Origin of the sequence: Occallatibacter sp. (assembly GCF_036502485.1) — a bacterium.
GTDB lineage: Bacteria > Acidobacteriota > Terriglobia > Terriglobales > Acidobacteriaceae > Telmatobacter.
In genome coordinates, this window is record NZ_DASXYM010000022.1 from 33,510 (window position 1) to 50,591 (window position 17,082).

Sequence of the window (17,082 nt, forward strand, 5' to 3'; positions counted from 1 at the left end):
GTTCTCATGGCACGCTATATTAGTGGGACCCACAATATACAAATAGATCAGTTTGAGCCGGAGCAGAACGGCAGGCACTCCGCCTTGCTGGTGCTGCACGGATCGGGGGGCGCGGCCGAGTACTGGATGGGTCGGTTTGCGCCTACGTTGCGCGAAGCCGGCGTTGCCATCTATGCGCCGCACTACTTCGAACAGACGGGCACCAGCCGCGCCACCATGGCTATGATCCTCGACGGGCGGCATTTCATCGCGTGGCTTACGGCTGTACAGGATGCGGTGACTTATGTCGCCGAGCGGTCATGCGTGGATGCTTCCCGCATCGGCGTGCTGGGTATCTCACTGGGCGGTTACCTGGCGGTGGCGCTGGGGATTGAGGACAAGCGCATACGCACGGTGGTGGAACTCTCCGGAGGCGTGCCGCTGGGGTGGGAAGACCGGATGACGCAGGGCATGCCGCCGACGCTGGTGATGCATGGCGACCACGACGATGTGGTTCCGGTGGCGGAGGCGTACAAGCTGCAGACGCTTCTGGAGCAACATAAGGTGCCGCATGAACTGAAGATTTTCCCGCACCAGACACACTGGTTCAGCGGCGCGGCGCAGATGCAGTTGCTGATGACCTGTGCGGGATTTATCGACCGCCATCTGTTCGGCCGGCAGGCGCTGCGCAGAGCAGGATGAAGGCGATGCGAACCGCGGACCCATCTTGCACCGCGGGTGCAGCATCCAAAATGTTCAGTTGAGTTTTGGAAAGCTTATTGAGAGTCAGCAGGGACCATGGCCAAGCTGGAGATCATTACAGACCCGGTACAGAGCTCCAGACAGGCGGGGCTGCGGTATGTCACCGATGCGAAGCCCGGCATCACGCGCAAGAAGCGCGGCAAAAGCTTCCAGTACTTTGACGCGGACGGCAAACGAATCACAGATGAAGACGCGCTGGGGCGCATCAAGTCTCTGGTGATACCGCCGGCGTGGACGGATGTGTGGATCTGTCCGATAGCGAACGGACACCTGCAGGCCACGGGCCGCGATGCGCGCGGGCGCAAGCAGAGCCGCTATCACCCCCGCTGGCGCGCCACGCGCGACGAGACCAAGTACGAGCGTATGAAGCTGTTTGGAGCGGCGTTGCCAAAGATTCGCGCGCACGTGGAGCGCGACCTGGCGCTGCCGGGTCTGCCGCGGGAGAAGGTGCTGGCGACGATCGTGCGCCTTCTGGAGACGACGTTCATCCGCATTGGCAATGAGGAGTACGCGCGTGAGAACCAGTCCTACGGGCTGACCACGCTGCGCGACAAGCACGTGGAAATCGAGGGGTCGCAGGTGCACTTCAAGTTCAAGGGCAAGAGCGGCAAGGTGCATTCGATCGATCTGAATGACCGGAAGTTGGCGCGCATTGTGAAGAAGTGCCAGGATGTGCCAGGGTACGAGCTGTTTCAGTACCTGGATGAAGAGGGGGAGCACCGCTCGGTGGACGCATCGGATGTGAACGAGTATCTGGGCACCATCACTGATGAAGGGTTTACGGCGAAGGATTTTCGCACCTGGGCGGGCACGGTGCTGGCCTGTTCGCTGCTGCGGCAGTTTGAGAGCTGCGACACGCAGACGCAGGCCAAGAAGAATGTGGTGGAGGCCGTCAAGTCCGTCGCTGAACGGCTGGGCAACACGCCTTCCGTGTGCCGCAAGTGCTACGTGCATCCCCAGGTGATTGAGAGCTATATGAACGGCGGCATGATGAAGGCGTTCGAGAAAGAGGTTCTCAAAGAGGTGGAGAAGGCTCCACACGCGCTGCGCAAAGAGGAGCTGGACCTGCTGCATCTACTGGAGGAGAAGGCGAAGCTGGCGGCTTAGACGGTCATCAGGCAGACAAGCGCCGAACGGGTCCTCTGCCGCGGCAAGGCGCTGGTCGCTGTTCCGGCCTCTTGTTGAGCAATGCGGAGAGCATACAGACCTTGCAAGTTGAGCCAGAACTCCGGGCTCGTTCCGAGCAAGGGCGCAAGGCGCAGAGCGGTGTCGCCCGTGCTGGAGCGCTGCCCTTTTTAAATTGCGGTGAACCGGTTTGGCGGCACGCGCAGATGCCGGATCAACAAGAACCGAGGATGTCGCATAAATGTGCTACCCTTGCTGGTTTGGGCAGAGACCCGGATCGGCAGGTACGACATGGGATTCAAATTTAGCGGCTTCGATTTTCTTCATCTCGACTCAATATTCAGCGAAGACGAATTGATGGTGCGCAAAACCGCGCGCGATTTTGTTGAGGACAACCTCATCCCGATTATCGAATCCTGCTTTCGGGAGGGACGCTTCCCGCGCGAGCTGGTGAAGCCGATGGGCGAGTTGGGTTTCTTTGGCGCCAACCTTGAAGGCTACGGCTGCGCGGGCATGTCAAACGTGGAGTACGGGCTGGTGATGCAGGAACTGGAGCGCGGCGACTCAGGGTTCCGCAGTTTTGTGAGCGTGCAGTCGGCGCTGGTGATGTATCCCATCTACACGTTTGGCTCTGATGAGCAGAAGAACACATGGCTGCCGGCGCTGGCCACGGGTGAGAAACTGGGCTGCTTTGGGCTCACCGAGCCCGAGTATGGTTCAAACCCCGGCGGCATGAAGACCACGGCGCGCAAGTCCGGCGACGGCTACGTGCTGAACGGCGAGAAGATGTGGATTACGTCGGGGCACATCTCTGACGTGGCCGTGATCTGGGCCAAGGTGGAGGACGAGGACAACCGCGTGCGCGGGTTCCTGGTGGAGACGGACCGGCCGGGGTTCCGCGCCTATGACGTGCACGGGAAGTGGTCTCTGCGCGCCTCGGCGACCAGCGGACTCTCGCTCCAGGACGTGCATGTTCCGGCCACGAACCTGATGCCGGGGACGGGCGGATTGAAGAGTCCGCTGATGTGCTTGAACCAGGCGCGATATGGCATCGGCTGGGGCGCTCTGGGGGCAGCGATGTCATGCTTCGACACGGCTCTGCAGTATTCCAAGACGCGCAAGCAGTTCCACAACATGCCGATTGCCGGTCATCAGCTGGTGCAGGAGAAGCTGGTGTGGATGGCCAATGAGATTGCGAAGGGGCAGTTGCTGAGCCTGCACGTGGGGCGCATGAAAGACGGCGGAACCGTAGGCCACGAGCACATCTCGATGGCCAAGCGCAACAACGTGTGGATGGCGCTGGAGTGCGCGCGCATGGCACGGGATGTGCTGGGCGCCAACGGCATCACGGAGGATTACCCGATCATGCGGCACATGATGAACCTCGAATCGGTGAAGACCTACGAGGGCACGCATGATATCCACACACTGATTCTGGGTCATCACCTGACAGGGATCGGGGCCTATTGACTCTCCCGTCGGCAGCACTTGATTTTCCAGCGTCATGGTTGTAATTCTGGCTCAAGCAGGCGGTCTTAGCGCGGGCAGATCTCGCGTTGGCCCAGAGGAGTTCACTCCGGGATCAACTGGGGTGCTGTCTCACGTGAGAACACGTCTGTTTCTGAAACTTTGCAACTGACATTCGTATCGGAGATCAAGGACTGCTTCCCTATGCAGGTGTATTTGAAGCGCTTTAGCGTTGTCGCGGGATTCTCTGTTCTGATCCTGGTGTTGGTCGCTGGGGCTTTTTTCGTTCATGAACAGATTCGGCAGCAGGTCAGTGCCCAGTTCTGGGTGAACCATACGCGGCGGGTTCTGCTGCAGCTGGAAACAACGGAGTCGCTACTCAAAGATGCCGAGACCGGGCAGCGCGGACTTCTGCTCACGTCCGACGAGCTCTATCTGCAGCCCTACAACTCCGCGCGCGCCCAGCTCTCGTCTCACATCGACAATTTGGCTGCGCTGGTTGCAGACGACCCTGTCAACGAGAGCTCGGTGGCCGAACTGCGCAACCTGGCCACAGAGAAGATGGCGGAGTTGCAACAGACAGTCGACCTGTTCCACAGTGGCCGCTCTGCGGACGCGAAGGAAGTAGTTCTGTCGGATCGGGGCAAAGTCATCATGGATCAGATCCGTGTCCTGGTCGCCCAGATGCGCGCAGAGGAGCAGAGTCTGCAGGCCACTCGCGATGACGACTACGCCCGCAGCATACGGATTACCCGCACGTCCGTGTTTCTTCTGGCGGGCATCGGCATCGTCGGCCTGTTTGGTCTGGCTTTCGTTATTTTGCGGGATATTCGGAGAACCGAATTGCACGCCCGGGAGATTCGCGCACGCGAGGAGTGGTTTCGCGTCACCCTCACCAGCATTGGCGACGCCGTGATTGCCACCGATCGCAATGGGCGGGTGACCTTCCTGAATCCCGTAGCGGAGAAGCTTACCGGCCGCGGGCTTGGCGAGGTCGCGGGCACCCCGATTGTGGAGGTGTTCCCCATCTACAACGAGTTCACGGGCGCAAAGTCTGAGAACCCGGTCCAAAGCGTCTTGGAAAACGGCCATGTGGTCGGGCTGGCCAATCACACCGTCCTTGAAGACGTGGATGGCAAGCGCATTCCCATCGAAGACAGCGCCGCTCCCATCCGGGACGACGGGAACAATCTCATTGGGGTTGTGCTTGTGTTTCGAGATGTGACTCACGAACGCAAGTCACAGGAACTGCTGCGCCGCACCGAAAAGCTCTCCGCAGCGGCGCGCCTCTCTGCGACGGTAGCGCACGAGATCAACAATCCTCTGGAGGCCGTTTCCAACCTGATTTATCTCGCCAAAATAACCCCTGGAGCCTCATCGGAGCTGATCGGGCAGCTTACCCTGGCGGAACAGGAACTGGCTCGAGTGGCTCACATAACGCGCCAGACTCTGGGTTTTTATCGCGAGAGCAACGACCCGCGTCCGATGGAAATCGCGCCGGTCATCGACTCGGTGCTGGACCTTTACGCCAACAAGCTCCGAACCAAAGAGATCACGGTGGATCGCCGCTACGAGCAGTGCCCCCCGATCATCGGCGTTCCCGGCGAGATCCGCCAGGCCATCTCCAACCTGCTCTCGAATGCAGTGGACGCTGTCAGCGAACGCGGCAATATCGTGCTCAGCCTTTCATGCCTCGACCAGCCGGGCGACAAATATGTTCACATCGCGTTTGAAGATGATGGTCCAGGCATCTCCGCGGAGAACGTGGACCGCATTTTCGAGCCTTTCTTCACCACCAAGCGCAACGTGGGCACAGGGCTGGGTCTCTATGTCACCCGCGAAATCGTAGAGCGGCACGGGGGCACGCTGGAGGTGCGGCAGAACGGACATCATCGTGTTCTCAGCGGAGCCTGCTTCCTGCTGCGGCTACCGTGCGATCCCGACCCGCGCGCGCTCGAATCGCTGGTTCCACCGGCTTGATGCGGGCGCCATCGACAAGCTGAGGCGAACTGCGGCATAGTCGTATTCATGCCAGGATTTCGTAATGGATTTGCTTTCTTCAGCCGCGCCGGTGTGTGCGCGGGATTCGCTCTGAGCCTCATGCACGGCATCGCAGTTGCGCAGGCGCCGACTGGGCCCGTGTCTGGGCCCCTCGTGCTTCATGCGGCGCGGCTGCTGGATGTGCGCGGCGGGACCGTGATTGAACCGGGCGAAGTGCTTGTCGAAGGTGAGCGCATTCGTGCCGTTGGGAAGTCCGTCGACCATCCGCAAGGTGCACGGCTGATCGACCTGGGCGGTACCACGCTGATGCCGGGACTGATTGACGCGCACGTTCACCTGTTTCTGCATCCCGGCGCGGAGGACCTGCAGACGGTGGAGGAGTCAGTGCCGTGGCGCGTGATCCTGGCAGAGCAGGCTGCGAAGGCGGACCTGCTGGGGGGCTTTACCGCGGAGCGCGATATGGGGACCGAGGGCGCGGGCTCGGCGGACAGTTCGATCCGCAATGCGATCGACAAAGGGATGATTCCAGGGCCGAGACTGCGGGTGAGCGGCAACGCCATCGATATCCTGGGCGGGCATGAGGACGCCAACCGGTATAACCCCGCCCAGCACGTGCTGTCGAACGCCGATTACGCCAACAGTGCCGAGCAGCTTGTGGAGGTGATGCGGGAGCAGCACAAGGAAGGGTCGGACTTCGCGAAGATCTACGAGACCGGCAAGGACAGGATGGTCGACGGCGTTCTCCGAACAGGCTATCAATACACGGCGGACCAGCTGAGGGCCGCGGTAACTGAAGCCAAGCGCCTGGATACGGTGGTTGCCGTGCACGCGATGGGTGAGCCGGGCACGCTGTATGCAGCGCAAGCTGGCGTGGCGTCGATTGACCACGCGACGCAGTTGAGCGATGAGACGATCCGGCTGATGAAGGAGAAGGGCATCTTCGCGGTGCCCACCTTCGCGATCTTCGAGTACTTCTCCAAACATCGCGAGTCGCAGGACCAGGCGGCGGCCGAGTCGGAGATGCTGGAGTACAAGATCAAGGAGTTCAAGAAACAGGTGGCGGCGGGTGTGCAGTTCGCTGTTGGGTCAGATGTGGGTCCGTTCCCGCATGGCACGCAGGCGCGCGAGTTGGAACTGATGGTGCAGTACGGCATGAAGCCTGCCGCGGTGCTGCAGGCCGATCTGATCAATGGGGCCAAGCTGCTGGGGTGGGAAGGCCAGATCGGCGAGTTGAAGGCGGGGTTTCTGGCGGATGTAATCGCGGTGGAGGGCAATCCGCTGGAGGACATCTCGGCGACGACGCGGGTGAGTTTTGTGATGAAGGGCGGCGTGGTGCTCCACAAGTAAGTAGAAGGAGCGGAGCCGCACCGCGAGAGGCCAGGTTAGTTTGCCCTGCGGAGGGCATTGCGAGGGGCGCACCGAGGTTATCGTCTGGCAGCGCTAATTCGAAGGTGCCCCGAGTTCCTGGTCACTGCCAATCCGGGTAACGAGCACGATTCTGGATTTCTTGGTGCTTTTGGCGATGCCCCCACCGGTCCGCGAAGGCACGTAAGGTCTTCAACGATCATCTCCAGAAGCTGCAGGCTGCAGCGGTCACAAACACGACAGCCCTTGAACATTTCCTCCCAGAAAATGATGCCGCATGGAAGACCGCGCGAAATCGATTCACCTCTGACGCGGATGAGGCGATTACCGCGGCGTTGGCGAGCGAATCGGGTAAGTCGGAAGCCGACCTGGCATTGGATATTTAAAAGATTCTGGCGAAGACCTTCGATGCCGATTTGGCGGGATCAATTAATGCCGATGCTACGCGCCCCGACAACGTGGTAAAAGATTTTCTGTCTGTGCTCCCCGAGTACATCGCCGCAATGAAACGGATCCAGGATGCCCTCACCGACCTAACCAAGAAGAGCGTCGGTTCCCTGATTTACAACTACCAGAAGCCCACGAACGCGAGCGCCTATCATGAGGCGGGAATGACTTTCGCGGGCTCACCCACTCTCCGCGCTGCTCAAGCCGTGACTATCAAGCACAAAGGCCGCGGATCGCTCTAGCGATTCGCGGCTTTTTTCTGGTGCTTGGCCCGGATCTTTTCGAGAGCTTTGCTGTAATGCTCGGGTTGAGGCCGGGCAAGCGAATCTTTCACAGCCTTGCGGTAACCGCCCAGGTAGATGGAATACATCACGGCAAGCGAGCAGCCAATGCCCCACATGAAGCCGAAGATGAGGCCGAGGATGGCTGCGGGGCCGAATGCGTTCACTTCCCTGCCCTCTTTCTAAACCGCGACGACGAAGCTGTCTTCCGTGCGCGTGACGGGATGATAAAGGGTGTCGCGCTCCACCGGCACCCGGCCGGCTTCAGTGATGAGACGGCAAAGCTCCTTGCGCGTCATGCCCTGCGGCGTGGTAGCGCCGGCATCGTGGTAGATCTTCTCCTCGATGACGGTACCGTCGAGGTCGTCCGCGCCAAAGCGCAAAGCGATCTGCGCAATCTTGGGTGTCAGCATCTGCCAATAGGCCTTGATGTGCGCGAAGTTGTCGAGCAGCAGGCGGCTGACGGCGATCTGCCGGATATCTGTGAGGCCCGTCGTGACCGGCAGGTGATCGAGCGGCGTGTTCTCCGGGTGGAAGGCGAGGGGGATGAAAGTCTGGAAGCCGCCGGTCTCGTCCTGCACGGCACGCAGCTTGAGCAAATGGTCGACGCGGTCCTCATCGTTCTCAATGTGGCCGTAGAGCATGGTGGCATTGGATCGGAAGCCCATCTTGTGTGCGAGTCGCGCCGTGTCAAGCCATTCGTTGCCATCGATCTTGTGATCGCAGATGATGGAGCGCACACGGGCGGAGAATATCTCCGCGCCTCCGCCGGGCATGGAGTCGACGCCGGCTTCGCGCAGCTTGAGCAGGGTCTGCTCGATGGTGAGCTTGGCCCGACGGGCGAGGAAGGCCACCTCCACCATGGTGAAGGCCTTGATGTGGACCTTGGGGAAGCGCTGCTTGAGCCCGCGAACGAGGTCGAGGAAGTATTCGAGCGGCAGGTCAGGGTGCAGACCGCCGACGATGTGGAATTCCGTAACCGCTTCAGAGTAGCCGGATGCGGCGGTCTCCCACGCCTCTTCAAGCGCCATGGTGTAGCCGGCGGGGTCGCCCTTTTTGCGGCCGAACGCGCAGAGCTTGCAGGCGGCGACGCAGACGTTTGTAGGGTTTATGTGGCGATTCACGTTGAAGAAAGTGATGTCGCCGTGCAGGCGCTCGCGCACGTGATTGGCCAGCCAGCCCACTGCCAGGACGTCGCTGGTGCCGTAGAGCGTCAGTCCGTCAGCAAAGTCAAGCCGCTGACCGGCAAGGACTTTCTCCGCGATGCATTCAAGGCGCGGATCGTGACTGCGAAACGGGTGCGTGCCGGGGGTCGGGGTGGGAGCCTGCATACCTCAATGATACGTCGGGGAGCGAACTGATACCACAGGCAGGCGGCTTCATTCAGTGGGACCAGCAACTTCGAGGCAATCCTCCTCGACCCAGATGGAGTGAATGCAAGCGGCCTTGCCGAGTACTTCGTCTACGTGAAGCTCCACCATCCGAATCGGAAATCCTGCAGGCACATTGAAGGCCGCTATCGGGAACGGCCGCCCAAGGGAGAGCTCGAACAATCTGTGGGTTTCAGTATCCTGAAGCTCCGCAAGCTTCGGAGGGATCCGCGTGAGTCTGACGAAATCGCCAATGTTCATAGGGACAAGGCAAGCGGATCAGCGCTGGCCGGTCTGGGTCTCGGACGCCCTGGGCTCGACCAGGACTCCGTCGTCCAGTGACGCGGCGAGGAGGCGGTCGCCGGCAGCCCGAACCAGGTACAGGTGGAAGCCGGTCTGGTACCACTTCCAGTCGAGGCTCTGGTCATCGATGGCATAGATAAAATCGCTGCCGCGCGAGCTGACCAGCACCTTGTTCGTCTTCGAGTCGTAGTAGAGGTCGCTCACGTCAACCAGCGGCAGGCGATGCACCCACATCCACGTCTTGCCCTTGTCTCGGGTGAAGTAGACGCCTTCGCGCGAGCCGAGCCAGAGAGTGCCATCGTTGGCGAAGGCCACTCGGTGAATGCGCGTAACGGCGGTGGGAACGCCCATGGGCCACCACGTTGCGCCGGCATCATTGGAGAGGACGATGCCCGTGGGTCGCGACGCTGCCATGGTGACGCCGTGCACCGTGATAGACGTGAAGTCCGCGCCCTGTCCTGGGCCACCCTGCCAGCTGGCGGCTTTGTCCTTGCTGGTGTAGAGGCCTCCGCTGGTGGCAGCCGCCCACACATCGCCGGAGAGGTCGAGAGCGAAGACGCGTCCGTCGAACTGACGAGTTGGCTCCTTGACGTTCTTTTCGACCGTGATCTTCTTACCCTTTACGACCGCTGGGGTGGCTTTCGCAACGGTATTGGCTATGGTGTTGCGCGGCGCCCATGCACCCTTCTCCAGCGCGAAAATACCGCTGTTGGTGCCGGCGAGCAAGCTACCGTCCGCCGACTGAGCGAGCGAGAACACATCGCGCCCCTCCAGTCCTTCAGCAACCTGACTCCAGCGGACGCCGCCGTCTTCTGACAGGAAAGCCCCGCCATAAGTTTTGTCATTCACCACGCCGGCGTAGACGCGCGAGGGCTCTTTGGGATCGACGGTGAGGGCCTGGACCTTGCGCGCCGAGAATCCGTGATTGGACGCCACGAACTTCACTGCCGCGTCACTGCTGGTGAGCACGCCGCTGCGGTCGGTGGCGAGCAGAACACGATCGGGATCGGACGTATCGACGTACACGTCGTTCACGATGACGTCAGGGCCAGTCATGCGCTGGAACGTGTGACCCGCATTCGTCGTCTTGTAAAGCCCTTCCGTGGTCCCCGCGTAGACGGTATCGCGGTGAACGGGATCTTGCTTGAGCACCCGCGTGCGCCGCGCGGTAGCGGGGATTCCCTGGATTTTGCGGAACTGTGCGCCGCCGTTCTCGCTCTTGTAGATGCCGCTGCAAGCGCTCATGTAAACGATGTTTGCCTGCTCGGGATCGATGATGATGGAGAATACGTCGGAATCGTCGATCACGCCCTGCTTGATGTTGTTCCAGTGCGCACCGCCGTCGGTGGTCTTCCACGCAAGGTGCCAGGTACCGGCGTAAACAATGTTTGGATCGCGAGGGTCGATGGCGAGAGACTCGACTTCGTGAATTTCCGTGCTGCCCGCGGGACTGATCTGATTCCACGTCTCGCCTGCATCATTGGACCGAAAGACTCCCTGCAGGGTTCCGGCAAACAGCATGTGATGGTCGGAAGGCGCTTGGGCAAAGGCGCGAATGGACTGTCCATGCAGCCCTTTCAACTCCTGCCAGGTTTTGCCGGCATCGCGGCTCACCCACAGGCTGCCCTCGGGGCGATCGAACTTCCACGCCGCGGCGTAGATGAGCGACGGAGTCGATGTGTCCACCAGGATGTGGTCGATGACCAGATCGTCGGTCGAATCGAGCTTGGCCAGACGGTGCCAATTGGCTCCCTGGTCGGTCGATTCATAGAGGAGGCTATTGGTAGTGCCCAGGTAGAGATGAGCCGGTTTTCCGGGAACCGAGGAGAGAACACGCGCATCGCCGCCGTCGGGACCCACGGGATTCCAGGAGGCCTGTTGCCCAGTCACGGGTACGGCCGACACAAACACCAGAAGCGGCAAGGACACGAGCGCTCCGCCACGGAGCGCCCTGAAGAGGTGCAAAAGAAGGCGCAAGTAAACCATCCGGCAGTAGGAGGATGCAGGGACAGCGGGAGATGTCTCCCGCCGGAAAGATGGCGGGGAAGCGAAGAGGCTGACCGGCATACTGCCGGTCAACCTCGAGACTTGCAGGAGGATGTTTTGAACCCGAGCCGGCCGGAGTCCACAAGGGACTCCGGCCGGGCTGGCTGATTGAAAGGAGCCACCGCCCTGGTTACTTGGCGGCCTTCTTACCATGGTGGCGCTCGGGAAGCGCTTTGCGCTTCTGAGCCTTCACCGTGGACTCATCGACCGGGTTGGTTCCGGTGATGTCGGAGTTGAAGTTGGCACCCGAGGGAACAAGGTAGTTCTCGACCTTCTGGTCATCGCCGGTGCCGGTGGCCACGGTGATGCGGGAAGGATCGATGCCCTTGTCGGTTACCAGGTAGTCCTTTGTGTTGACCGCACGCTGGGCAGCGAGGTTCTCGACGGGCTTGGCTTTCTTGCGGCGGCTGGCAGCCGTCTGAGCCTTGTCGTAAGCTGCCTTCTCCTTAGCGTTCAACTCGCCGACCACCACGGCCTTGGCGTCAGACTGACGCTGCAGGTCGAGGGCGACTTCGTCGAGGCAAGCCTTGGCTTCGTTGTCCACACGGCCCGGACGCTTGGTGTCCTTGGAGAACGTGATGGAGCAGAGAGCCTGGGTCTTGGGCTGCGGCGGCGGCGGCGGCGCTTCGATTGTGACCGTCGTGCTGCCGGAGGCGTTGTGCCCCTTGTCGTCAGCCACGTTGCAGGTGATGGTCACCGGGCCGGTAGGAGCACCCGTTGAAGAGAAGGTGGCGCTGGTGGCGTTGCCGTTTACCGTTCCGCCGCTGGCCGAGTAGGTATAGGTGAGCGGACGGTTCTGCGGGCTCATGCCCGTGGCAGTGATGGTGGAGCTGTCACCGGGCTTGATCGTGGTGGGGTTTGCGGAGCAGCTGATGGTCGGCGGCTCGAATTCCTTCACGGTGAACGATGCGGTGGTGGGCTGAGCCACTTGCCAGGGCTTCATGCCTTCCTTGCCGGCTTTACCTTCCTTGGCGTTGCAGGTAACGGTGTGCTGGCCAGGCGTAAGCGAGGCCGTGTTCACCGTGGCGGTAGCGCCGTTGCCGCTGACACCGTCGCCGGTGATGGCCACGATCACATTGGCCTTGGGATCCTGCGAGCCCGCGGTGGCGGTCGCGGTGACCGGATCACCCGGGAAGACCGAGGTCGGATTCACTGCGCAGGCAACCGTCAACTGAGCCGGGGGCGCGATGCTGCCAACATGGAACACCAGGCCGCCGCTGAGGCGAGCGGCATCGATATTGGCGCGGCCGGCCCAAACGCCGGGGCCCCAATTGATGTGCATGTACTCGTAGTCAGCCTGAAACAGGCGGATGGCCAGGTGATGGTTGAAGGCGGGAGTCTCGATGTCCATGCCGCCGCCAGCCGTCAACGCCGGACCCCACTTGTACGGCTCGTGCTCTGGACCCCCGCCGCGGGAAGCACCGACGAGGCCGTGCACGAACGGAGTTATTTCAGCTGTCGGGAAGCGGAAGATCAGACCGCCCGACGTCGTGAGGAACCCGGAGTTGCTGCTGCTGCTGTTGGTCCAGAGATCATGAGCGCCGATCTCACCCTGCAGGCCGACGTACTTGTTGAAGTAGTAAGCACCGCTTCCAAGCACGCCCCAGGTGTTTGCCTTGTACTGCACGGGCAAGGTAGTCGTGCCGTCCCTCTGAAGCACGTCGACAGTGTCGTGAGGCGCAAGATAGCTGTATCCCGCGAAGATGTCCCAGCGGGATGGAGCGTCGCCGTAGGTCACGGCTGGTTTCGGGGCATTGGGTGGATTGGGAGCGTTCTGAGCGGCCAGCGCAACTGGCGCTGCAGCAAGGGCCGCCAAAAGGGCAACCCGGCTCGCAGACTTCAGGACGTGTGATTGCATGCTGTATCCTCCGCAAATCAAGCTAAAAAAGCGTTCAGTTTGAACGTCTACGCATGTGTGGCTCCGACTATGGAAGCTCTGTGCACATGGGCACTACCGACAAATTACGGCATTAATAAACGTACCATAGCTCGGAAGCCACAGAGCACAATTCTTCAATGAGATGGCCCCAAGTTAGGCACCTCTCGTTGTGCAGAATCTGCTTGCAAATACTGCAAAAACTCCGTACCGCACCGTTCAAAACTTACCACAGCGACGAACGTGGACTCGCGCAGTTCAGCGGGTTTTATCCGACGTTCAGCGTTTTGAGGAAACTGCGCGGTTCGCGCTGGATCTTTTCCTGCAGCAATGTGATGGCATAGATCAGCTGTTCGGGTCGGGGTGGACAGCCCGGCACGTAAATGTCGACTGGGATAATCTGATTCACGCCCTGCACCAGAGCGTAATTTTGAAACACGCCGCCGGAAGTGGCGCAGGCGCCCATTGAGATCACCCATTTGGGCTCAGGCATCTGGTCATAAAGGCGGCGAATCACGGGCGCCATCTTCTGCGATACGCGCCCGGCGATGACCATGAGGTCCGATTGCCGCGGCGAGGGACGGAAGACTTCCGCGCCGAATCGTGCGATGTCGAAACGCGACGCGCCCATCGACATCATTTCAATCGCACAGCACGCAAGACCGAAGGTCATGGGCCACACGGAGCTCTTGCGGATCCAGTTCACGGCAAAATCGAGCGTAGTCAGGAACACGCCTTCAGGCTGTTCGTAGCCGTAACTCGCTTCCTGAACCTTGGCGCGGTTCACAGCACTGCTTTCCAGATTTCCGAACAAATATCGGTCACGCTCCGCCGTTTCTGCCATGCATCCATCATAACTCCCACGGTAGGCGGTCCAACCGGTGAAAGTAGCAGGCGATCAAGGAGCGAAAGACAAAGCAAACACAGATAACTAGCCTCCGCAACGTGTGCGCGAAGCGTGCAGATCACGAGGAACCCTCCATCCCGAGGGCAGCCATAGAGTCAGTTCGAAGCGCATCCAGCGCAACGCGCCCCGCGCGGAAGAGTGATTGGCGGCATCCGATTCGACGTGATAGCCGGTGCGAGATGCAGCCTGCGTCCAAGCCTGAGCAAAGGGAGCCGGGTCGGAAGTTCCAGGCACCAGGCCGGCGTCGAGGATGCGCAGTTCGCCCGCTGCGGCGCTCTTCTGCAAATCGAGCAGGCGCGCAGCAGCGCCCGCATCTTCAGTTGGGCCGGGCACATTTCGGAATGCAGACCGATACAGAGCCTGCGCTTCCGTCAGTGCTTTCGGGTCGATGAGAAACCGGAAGCTGCGTGGATTCCATCCGACGGCATCCTGTGCCCGCACGCCATAGGTGGTGGCGATCTCGCGCTGATTGATGGAGCCGTACGGCGGCGTGGCCATATAAAGCGCGTCGGGAAAGCCGACTGGTTGATCTCGATCGACCACAAGATCCCACCCGCTATAGCCCGCCTGCAGCGGCGGAACAGGCACAACGCGGAACACCCAGCCTTGGCCCAGGACTGACTTCCACTCCTGCCCCGCAGTCACTTCTCCCGTGATAATCACGTTTTCACACTGGGTGGAGGCCGCAGCCCAGGCGGCCGCGGATGCACACACAGTCAGAGCCGCAAAAATACCCTTTCGAATACGGCGCAGCGAACGTAAAGACATGAATGCTCCGGTTGGCGTAACCATCATGAACGATGAGAGCGCAGGTGCGACAGCGCCCAAGGCGCCGATCGCTGCGCGATTGCCATATTTTGCATGAGTTTTCCAGTGGGAATATCAGGTTTCCTCATGCGGTCCTTATGTCTGACGTGCGATTCTGCGTGCATACGAACCCTCCAGCGGCAGCAGCGCGTCCGTGCCCGCGGTCCAGCCGAGGTTTCGTGTTTGGAATGGCGCTCGCCCGAGGTTGCGCAGTCAAAGGTGCGACTTGCAGGCGCTGCCGATGATCGCCGTACACTTCAACTGAATTTCAATCCTTGCCCAGGCAGGAGGTATATGGGTCGCAAAGCAGTGTGTGGGGTCCTCTTTGCCGTATTCCTTTTCAGTCCAATCGCGTTGATGGCGCAGGCCCAGGCGGCGAATGCCGGGCCAGCTGCGCAATCCGCCCCCGCCACGCAGGCGCAGATTGAAGCCCTGCAGCAGGCTGTGCAGAATGCGCAGACCTCGGGCGACAACGCGTGGATGCTGGTTTCCGCAGCGCTGGTGCTGATGATGACGGGGCCGGGACTGGCGCTGTTCTACGGCGGCCTCGTGCGCCGGAAGAACATCCTGGCGACCATGATGCAGAGCTTCGCCATGATGGGTCTGGTCACGATTCTCTGGGCCATCCTCGGCTACTCGCTGGCCTTCGGACATGGCAACACATTCATCGGCGGATTCGATCACTTGTTCCTGCGCGGTGTGAGCCTGGCGCCCAATCCGGATTACGCCAAGACGATTCCCGAGCAGACCTTCATGGTTTATCAGCTCATGTTCGCCATCATCACCCCGGCGCTGATCACCGGCGCCTTCGCGGAACGGATGAAGTTCAGCGCCATGGCCCTCTTTCTGTCGCTCTGGTCGCTCATCATTTACTGCCCCATGGCGCACATGGTGTGGGGCGTGGGCGGGCTGCTGAACGCAGCCGGAAATCACATACCTTCGCTCGATTTTGCGGGCGGCACAGTGGTGCATGTGACTTCAGGCGTGTCGGCGCTGGTGACGGCGCTCTATCTTGGCAAGCGCTTGGGTTATCCAAAAACAGCCATGCCACCGCACTCCATGGTGCTCAGTTTTATTGGAGCTTGCCTGCTGTGGGTGGGCTGGTTCGGATTCAACGCAGGAAGCGCGCTGAACGCCGGGCCACTGGCTACGAGCGCCTTCATCAACACCCACTTTGCGGCGGCCACCGCGGCGCTGGGATGGACCATCGCCGAGTGGATTCACAATGGCAAACCTACGGCGCTGGGAGCCATTTCAGGCGCGGTCGCGGGCCTGGTGGCTATCACACCTGCATCAGGATTCGTACAGCCCATGGCTGCCCTGCTCATCGGCCTTCTGGCCGGCTTGTTCTGCTTCTTCATGGTCTTTCAGGTCAAGGCACGTTTTGGGTACGACGACTCACTCGACGCCTTCGGCGTGCACGGCGCAGGTGGGACTCTGGGCGCGATACTCACCGGCATCTTCGCTGTGAGCGCCATCAATCCGGCCTTCGGCGCCGATGCTTCCGGAAAACCCGTGGCAACGGGCGGGATCGAGGGGCACTGGGGCCAGGTATTGAACCAGATTGGCGGGGTTGCCATTGCATGGGCAATCTCCGCAGTGGGATCGCTGGTTCTGCTGTTCCTCGTCGACAAGCTCATCGGGTTGCGGGTAACAGCGGAGGAGGAGAGCCAGGGACTGGACCTGTCGCAGCATGGCGAAGAGGGTTACGATTTCAACTCTTGATGCGTCTTTATGGGATTCTGATGTGCGGGGGTGGCCAGTCTTCACCTCCGGTTTGTTAGGCTAACAATCCGAGGCAATTTGCATGGTCAAGATCGAGGCAGTGATCCAGCCTTCCAAGCTGGATGCCGTGAAAGATGCGCTGCTGGACGCGGGCATCGAGGGAATGACGATTCTGGAAGCGCGCGGCCACGGCCGGCAGAAGGGCCACACAGAGTTCTACCGCGGCCGCGAATATACCGTTGACCTTCTTCCCAAGGTGAAGATCGAGATGGTGGTTCAGGACGAGCGCAAGGAGAAGGCCATTCAGGCCATCATCGGCGCCGCTCGCACCGGACGCATTGGGGATGGCAAAATCTTTGTCAGTCACATCGATGACGCCATCCGCATCCGCAACGACGAGCGCGGCGAGACTGCGCTCTAACCAGCCAAGAGCTCTCCGGTATTTCACAATACAAAACATCACGGCCCGCGTGACCACCTTCTCAGTTCAACGCGGGCCGCTCTGTCTACCGCTCTTTCGCCAGGGCCTACCACCGGAGCTTTCCTTAGCCGCTCCTCATTCCAACATCGCTGTAAATCGCTTATTCTGGAAGAACATCCGTTTCGAATTGGAAACAAGCC

14 protein-coding genes are annotated in these 17,082 nt (G+C 60.7%); 8 read left to right on the top strand and 6 right to left on the bottom strand.

The window, feature by feature from the left end:
- Positions 1-6: 6 nt before the first annotated feature.
- The 6 genes from VGL22_RS03700 to VGL22_RS03725 all read left to right on the top strand — a co-directional run bounded on the left by VGL22_RS03700 (position 7) and on the right by VGL22_RS03725 (position 7,388).
- Positions 7-681: an alpha/beta hydrolase family protein gene (locus tag VGL22_RS03700; protein WP_465265535.1), complete on the top strand. Its 675-nt coding sequence runs from the start codon at positions 7-9 to the stop codon at positions 679-681.
- Positions 682-777: 96 nt separating this feature from the next.
- Positions 778-1,848: a DNA topoisomerase IB gene (locus VGL22_RS03705; RefSeq protein WP_465265536.1), complete on the top strand. Its 1,071-nt coding sequence runs from the start codon at positions 778-780 to the stop codon at positions 1,846-1,848.
- Between the two features lie 309 nt (positions 1,849-2,157).
- Positions 2,158-3,336, top strand: a complete 1,179-nt coding sequence (locus tag VGL22_RS03710; protein ID WP_465265537.1) for an acyl-CoA dehydrogenase family protein — start codon at positions 2,158-2,160, stop codon at positions 3,334-3,336.
- A gap of 213 nt (positions 3,337-3,549) precedes the next feature.
- Positions 3,550-5,313, top strand: a complete 1,764-nt coding sequence (locus VGL22_RS03715; protein WP_465265538.1) for a CHASE3 domain-containing protein — start codon at positions 3,550-3,552, stop codon at positions 5,311-5,313.
- A gap of 48 nt (positions 5,314-5,361) precedes the next feature.
- Positions 5,362-6,681 (top strand): amidohydrolase family protein, encoded by a 1,320-nt coding sequence (locus VGL22_RS03720; protein WP_465265539.1) that lies wholly within the window; start codon positions 5,362-5,364, stop codon positions 6,679-6,681.
- 434 nt (positions 6,682-7,115) lie between these two features.
- The gene (locus VGL22_RS03725; protein WP_465265540.1) at positions 7,116-7,388 is read left to right on the top strand and encodes a hypothetical protein; all 273 of its coding nucleotides are present in this window, start codon (positions 7,116-7,118) and stop codon (positions 7,386-7,388) included.
- On the opposite strand, the gene VGL22_RS03730 is transcribed toward VGL22_RS03725, so the two are convergent.
- The 6 genes from VGL22_RS03730 to VGL22_RS03755 all read right to left on the bottom strand — a co-directional run bounded on the left by VGL22_RS03730 (position 7,385) and on the right by VGL22_RS03755 (position 14,697).
- Positions 7,385-7,594, bottom strand: a complete 210-nt coding sequence (locus VGL22_RS03730; RefSeq protein WP_465265541.1) for a hypothetical protein — start codon at positions 7,592-7,594, stop codon at positions 7,385-7,387. The two genes, VGL22_RS03725 and VGL22_RS03730, sit on opposite strands and share 4 nt — an antisense overlap.
- 15 nt (positions 7,595-7,609) lie before the next feature.
- The gene (gene mqnE / locus VGL22_RS03735) at positions 7,610-8,758 is read right to left on the bottom strand and encodes an aminofutalosine synthase MqnE (protein ID WP_465265542.1); all 1,149 of its coding nucleotides are present in this window, start codon (positions 8,756-8,758) and stop codon (positions 7,610-7,612) included.
- A gap of 318 nt (positions 8,759-9,076) precedes the next feature.
- Complete coding sequence (locus VGL22_RS03740) at positions 9,077-11,029, bottom strand: WD40/YVTN/BNR-like repeat-containing protein (RefSeq protein WP_465265543.1); 1,953 nt, start codon at positions 11,027-11,029, stop codon at positions 9,077-9,079.
- A 247-nt stretch (positions 11,030-11,276) separates the two neighbouring features.
- Positions 11,277-13,004, bottom strand: coding sequence for an OmpA family protein (locus VGL22_RS03745; RefSeq protein WP_465265544.1), 1,728 nt, complete (start codon positions 13,002-13,004; stop codon positions 11,277-11,279).
- Positions 13,005-13,290: 286 nt separating this feature from the next.
- The gene (locus VGL22_RS03750; RefSeq protein WP_465265545.1) at positions 13,291-13,866 is read right to left on the bottom strand and encodes an NADH-quinone oxidoreductase subunit B; all 576 of its coding nucleotides are present in this window, start codon (positions 13,864-13,866) and stop codon (positions 13,291-13,293) included.
- Between the two features lie 87 nt (positions 13,867-13,953).
- Positions 13,954-14,697 carry a hypothetical protein gene (locus VGL22_RS03755; RefSeq protein WP_465265546.1) on the bottom strand — a complete coding sequence of 248 codons (744 nt, stop codon included), beginning with the start codon at positions 14,695-14,697 and terminating at the stop codon, positions 13,954-13,956.
- A 396-nt stretch (positions 14,698-15,093) separates the two neighbouring features.
- Between VGL22_RS03755 and VGL22_RS03760 the strand changes: the two genes are divergently transcribed.
- Both VGL22_RS03760 and VGL22_RS03765 read left to right on the top strand, forming a co-directional pair.
- Complete coding sequence (locus tag VGL22_RS03760) at positions 15,094-16,461, top strand: ammonium transporter (protein ID WP_465265571.1); 1,368 nt, start codon at positions 15,094-15,096, stop codon at positions 16,459-16,461.
- An 82-nt stretch (positions 16,462-16,543) separates the two neighbouring features.
- The gene (locus VGL22_RS03765) at positions 16,544-16,882 is read left to right on the top strand and encodes a P-II family nitrogen regulator (protein WP_465265547.1); all 339 of its coding nucleotides are present in this window, start codon (positions 16,544-16,546) and stop codon (positions 16,880-16,882) included.
- Positions 16,883-17,082 lie beyond the last annotated feature (200 nt).

Excerpts from the sequence above, each read along its gene's own strand:
- VGL22_RS03700 (WP_465265535.1), top strand. The coding sequence starts at position 7 with ATGGCACGCTATATTAGTGGGACCCACAATATACAAATAGATCAGTTT.
- VGL22_RS03705 (WP_465265536.1), top strand. The coding sequence starts at position 778 with ATGGCCAAGCTGGAGATCATTACAGACCCGGTACAGAGCTCCAGACAG.
- VGL22_RS03710 (WP_465265537.1), top strand. The coding sequence starts at position 2,158 with ATGGGATTCAAATTTAGCGGCTTCGATTTTCTTCATCTCGACTCAATA.
- VGL22_RS03720 (WP_465265539.1), top strand. The coding sequence starts at position 5,362 with ATGCCAGGATTTCGTAATGGATTTGCTTTCTTCAGCCGCGCCGGTGTG.
- mqnE (WP_465265542.1), bottom strand. The coding sequence starts at position 8,758 with ATGCAGGCTCCCACCCCGACCCCCGGCACGCACCCGTTTCGCAGTCAC.
- VGL22_RS03745 (WP_465265544.1), bottom strand. The coding sequence starts at position 13,004 with ATGCAATCACACGTCCTGAAGTCTGCGAGCCGGGTTGCCCTTTTGGCG.
- VGL22_RS03750 (WP_465265545.1), bottom strand. The coding sequence starts at position 13,866 with ATGGCAGAAACGGCGGAGCGTGACCGATATTTGTTCGGAAATCTGGAA.
- VGL22_RS03755 (WP_465265546.1), bottom strand. The coding sequence starts at position 14,697 with ATGTCTTTACGTTCGCTGCGCCGTATTCGAAAGGGTATTTTTGCGGCT.
- VGL22_RS03760 (WP_465265571.1), top strand. The coding sequence starts at position 15,094 with ATGGCGCAGGCCCAGGCGGCGAATGCCGGGCCAGCTGCGCAATCCGCC.
- VGL22_RS03765 (WP_465265547.1), top strand. The coding sequence starts at position 16,544 with ATGGTCAAGATCGAGGCAGTGATCCAGCCTTCCAAGCTGGATGCCGTG.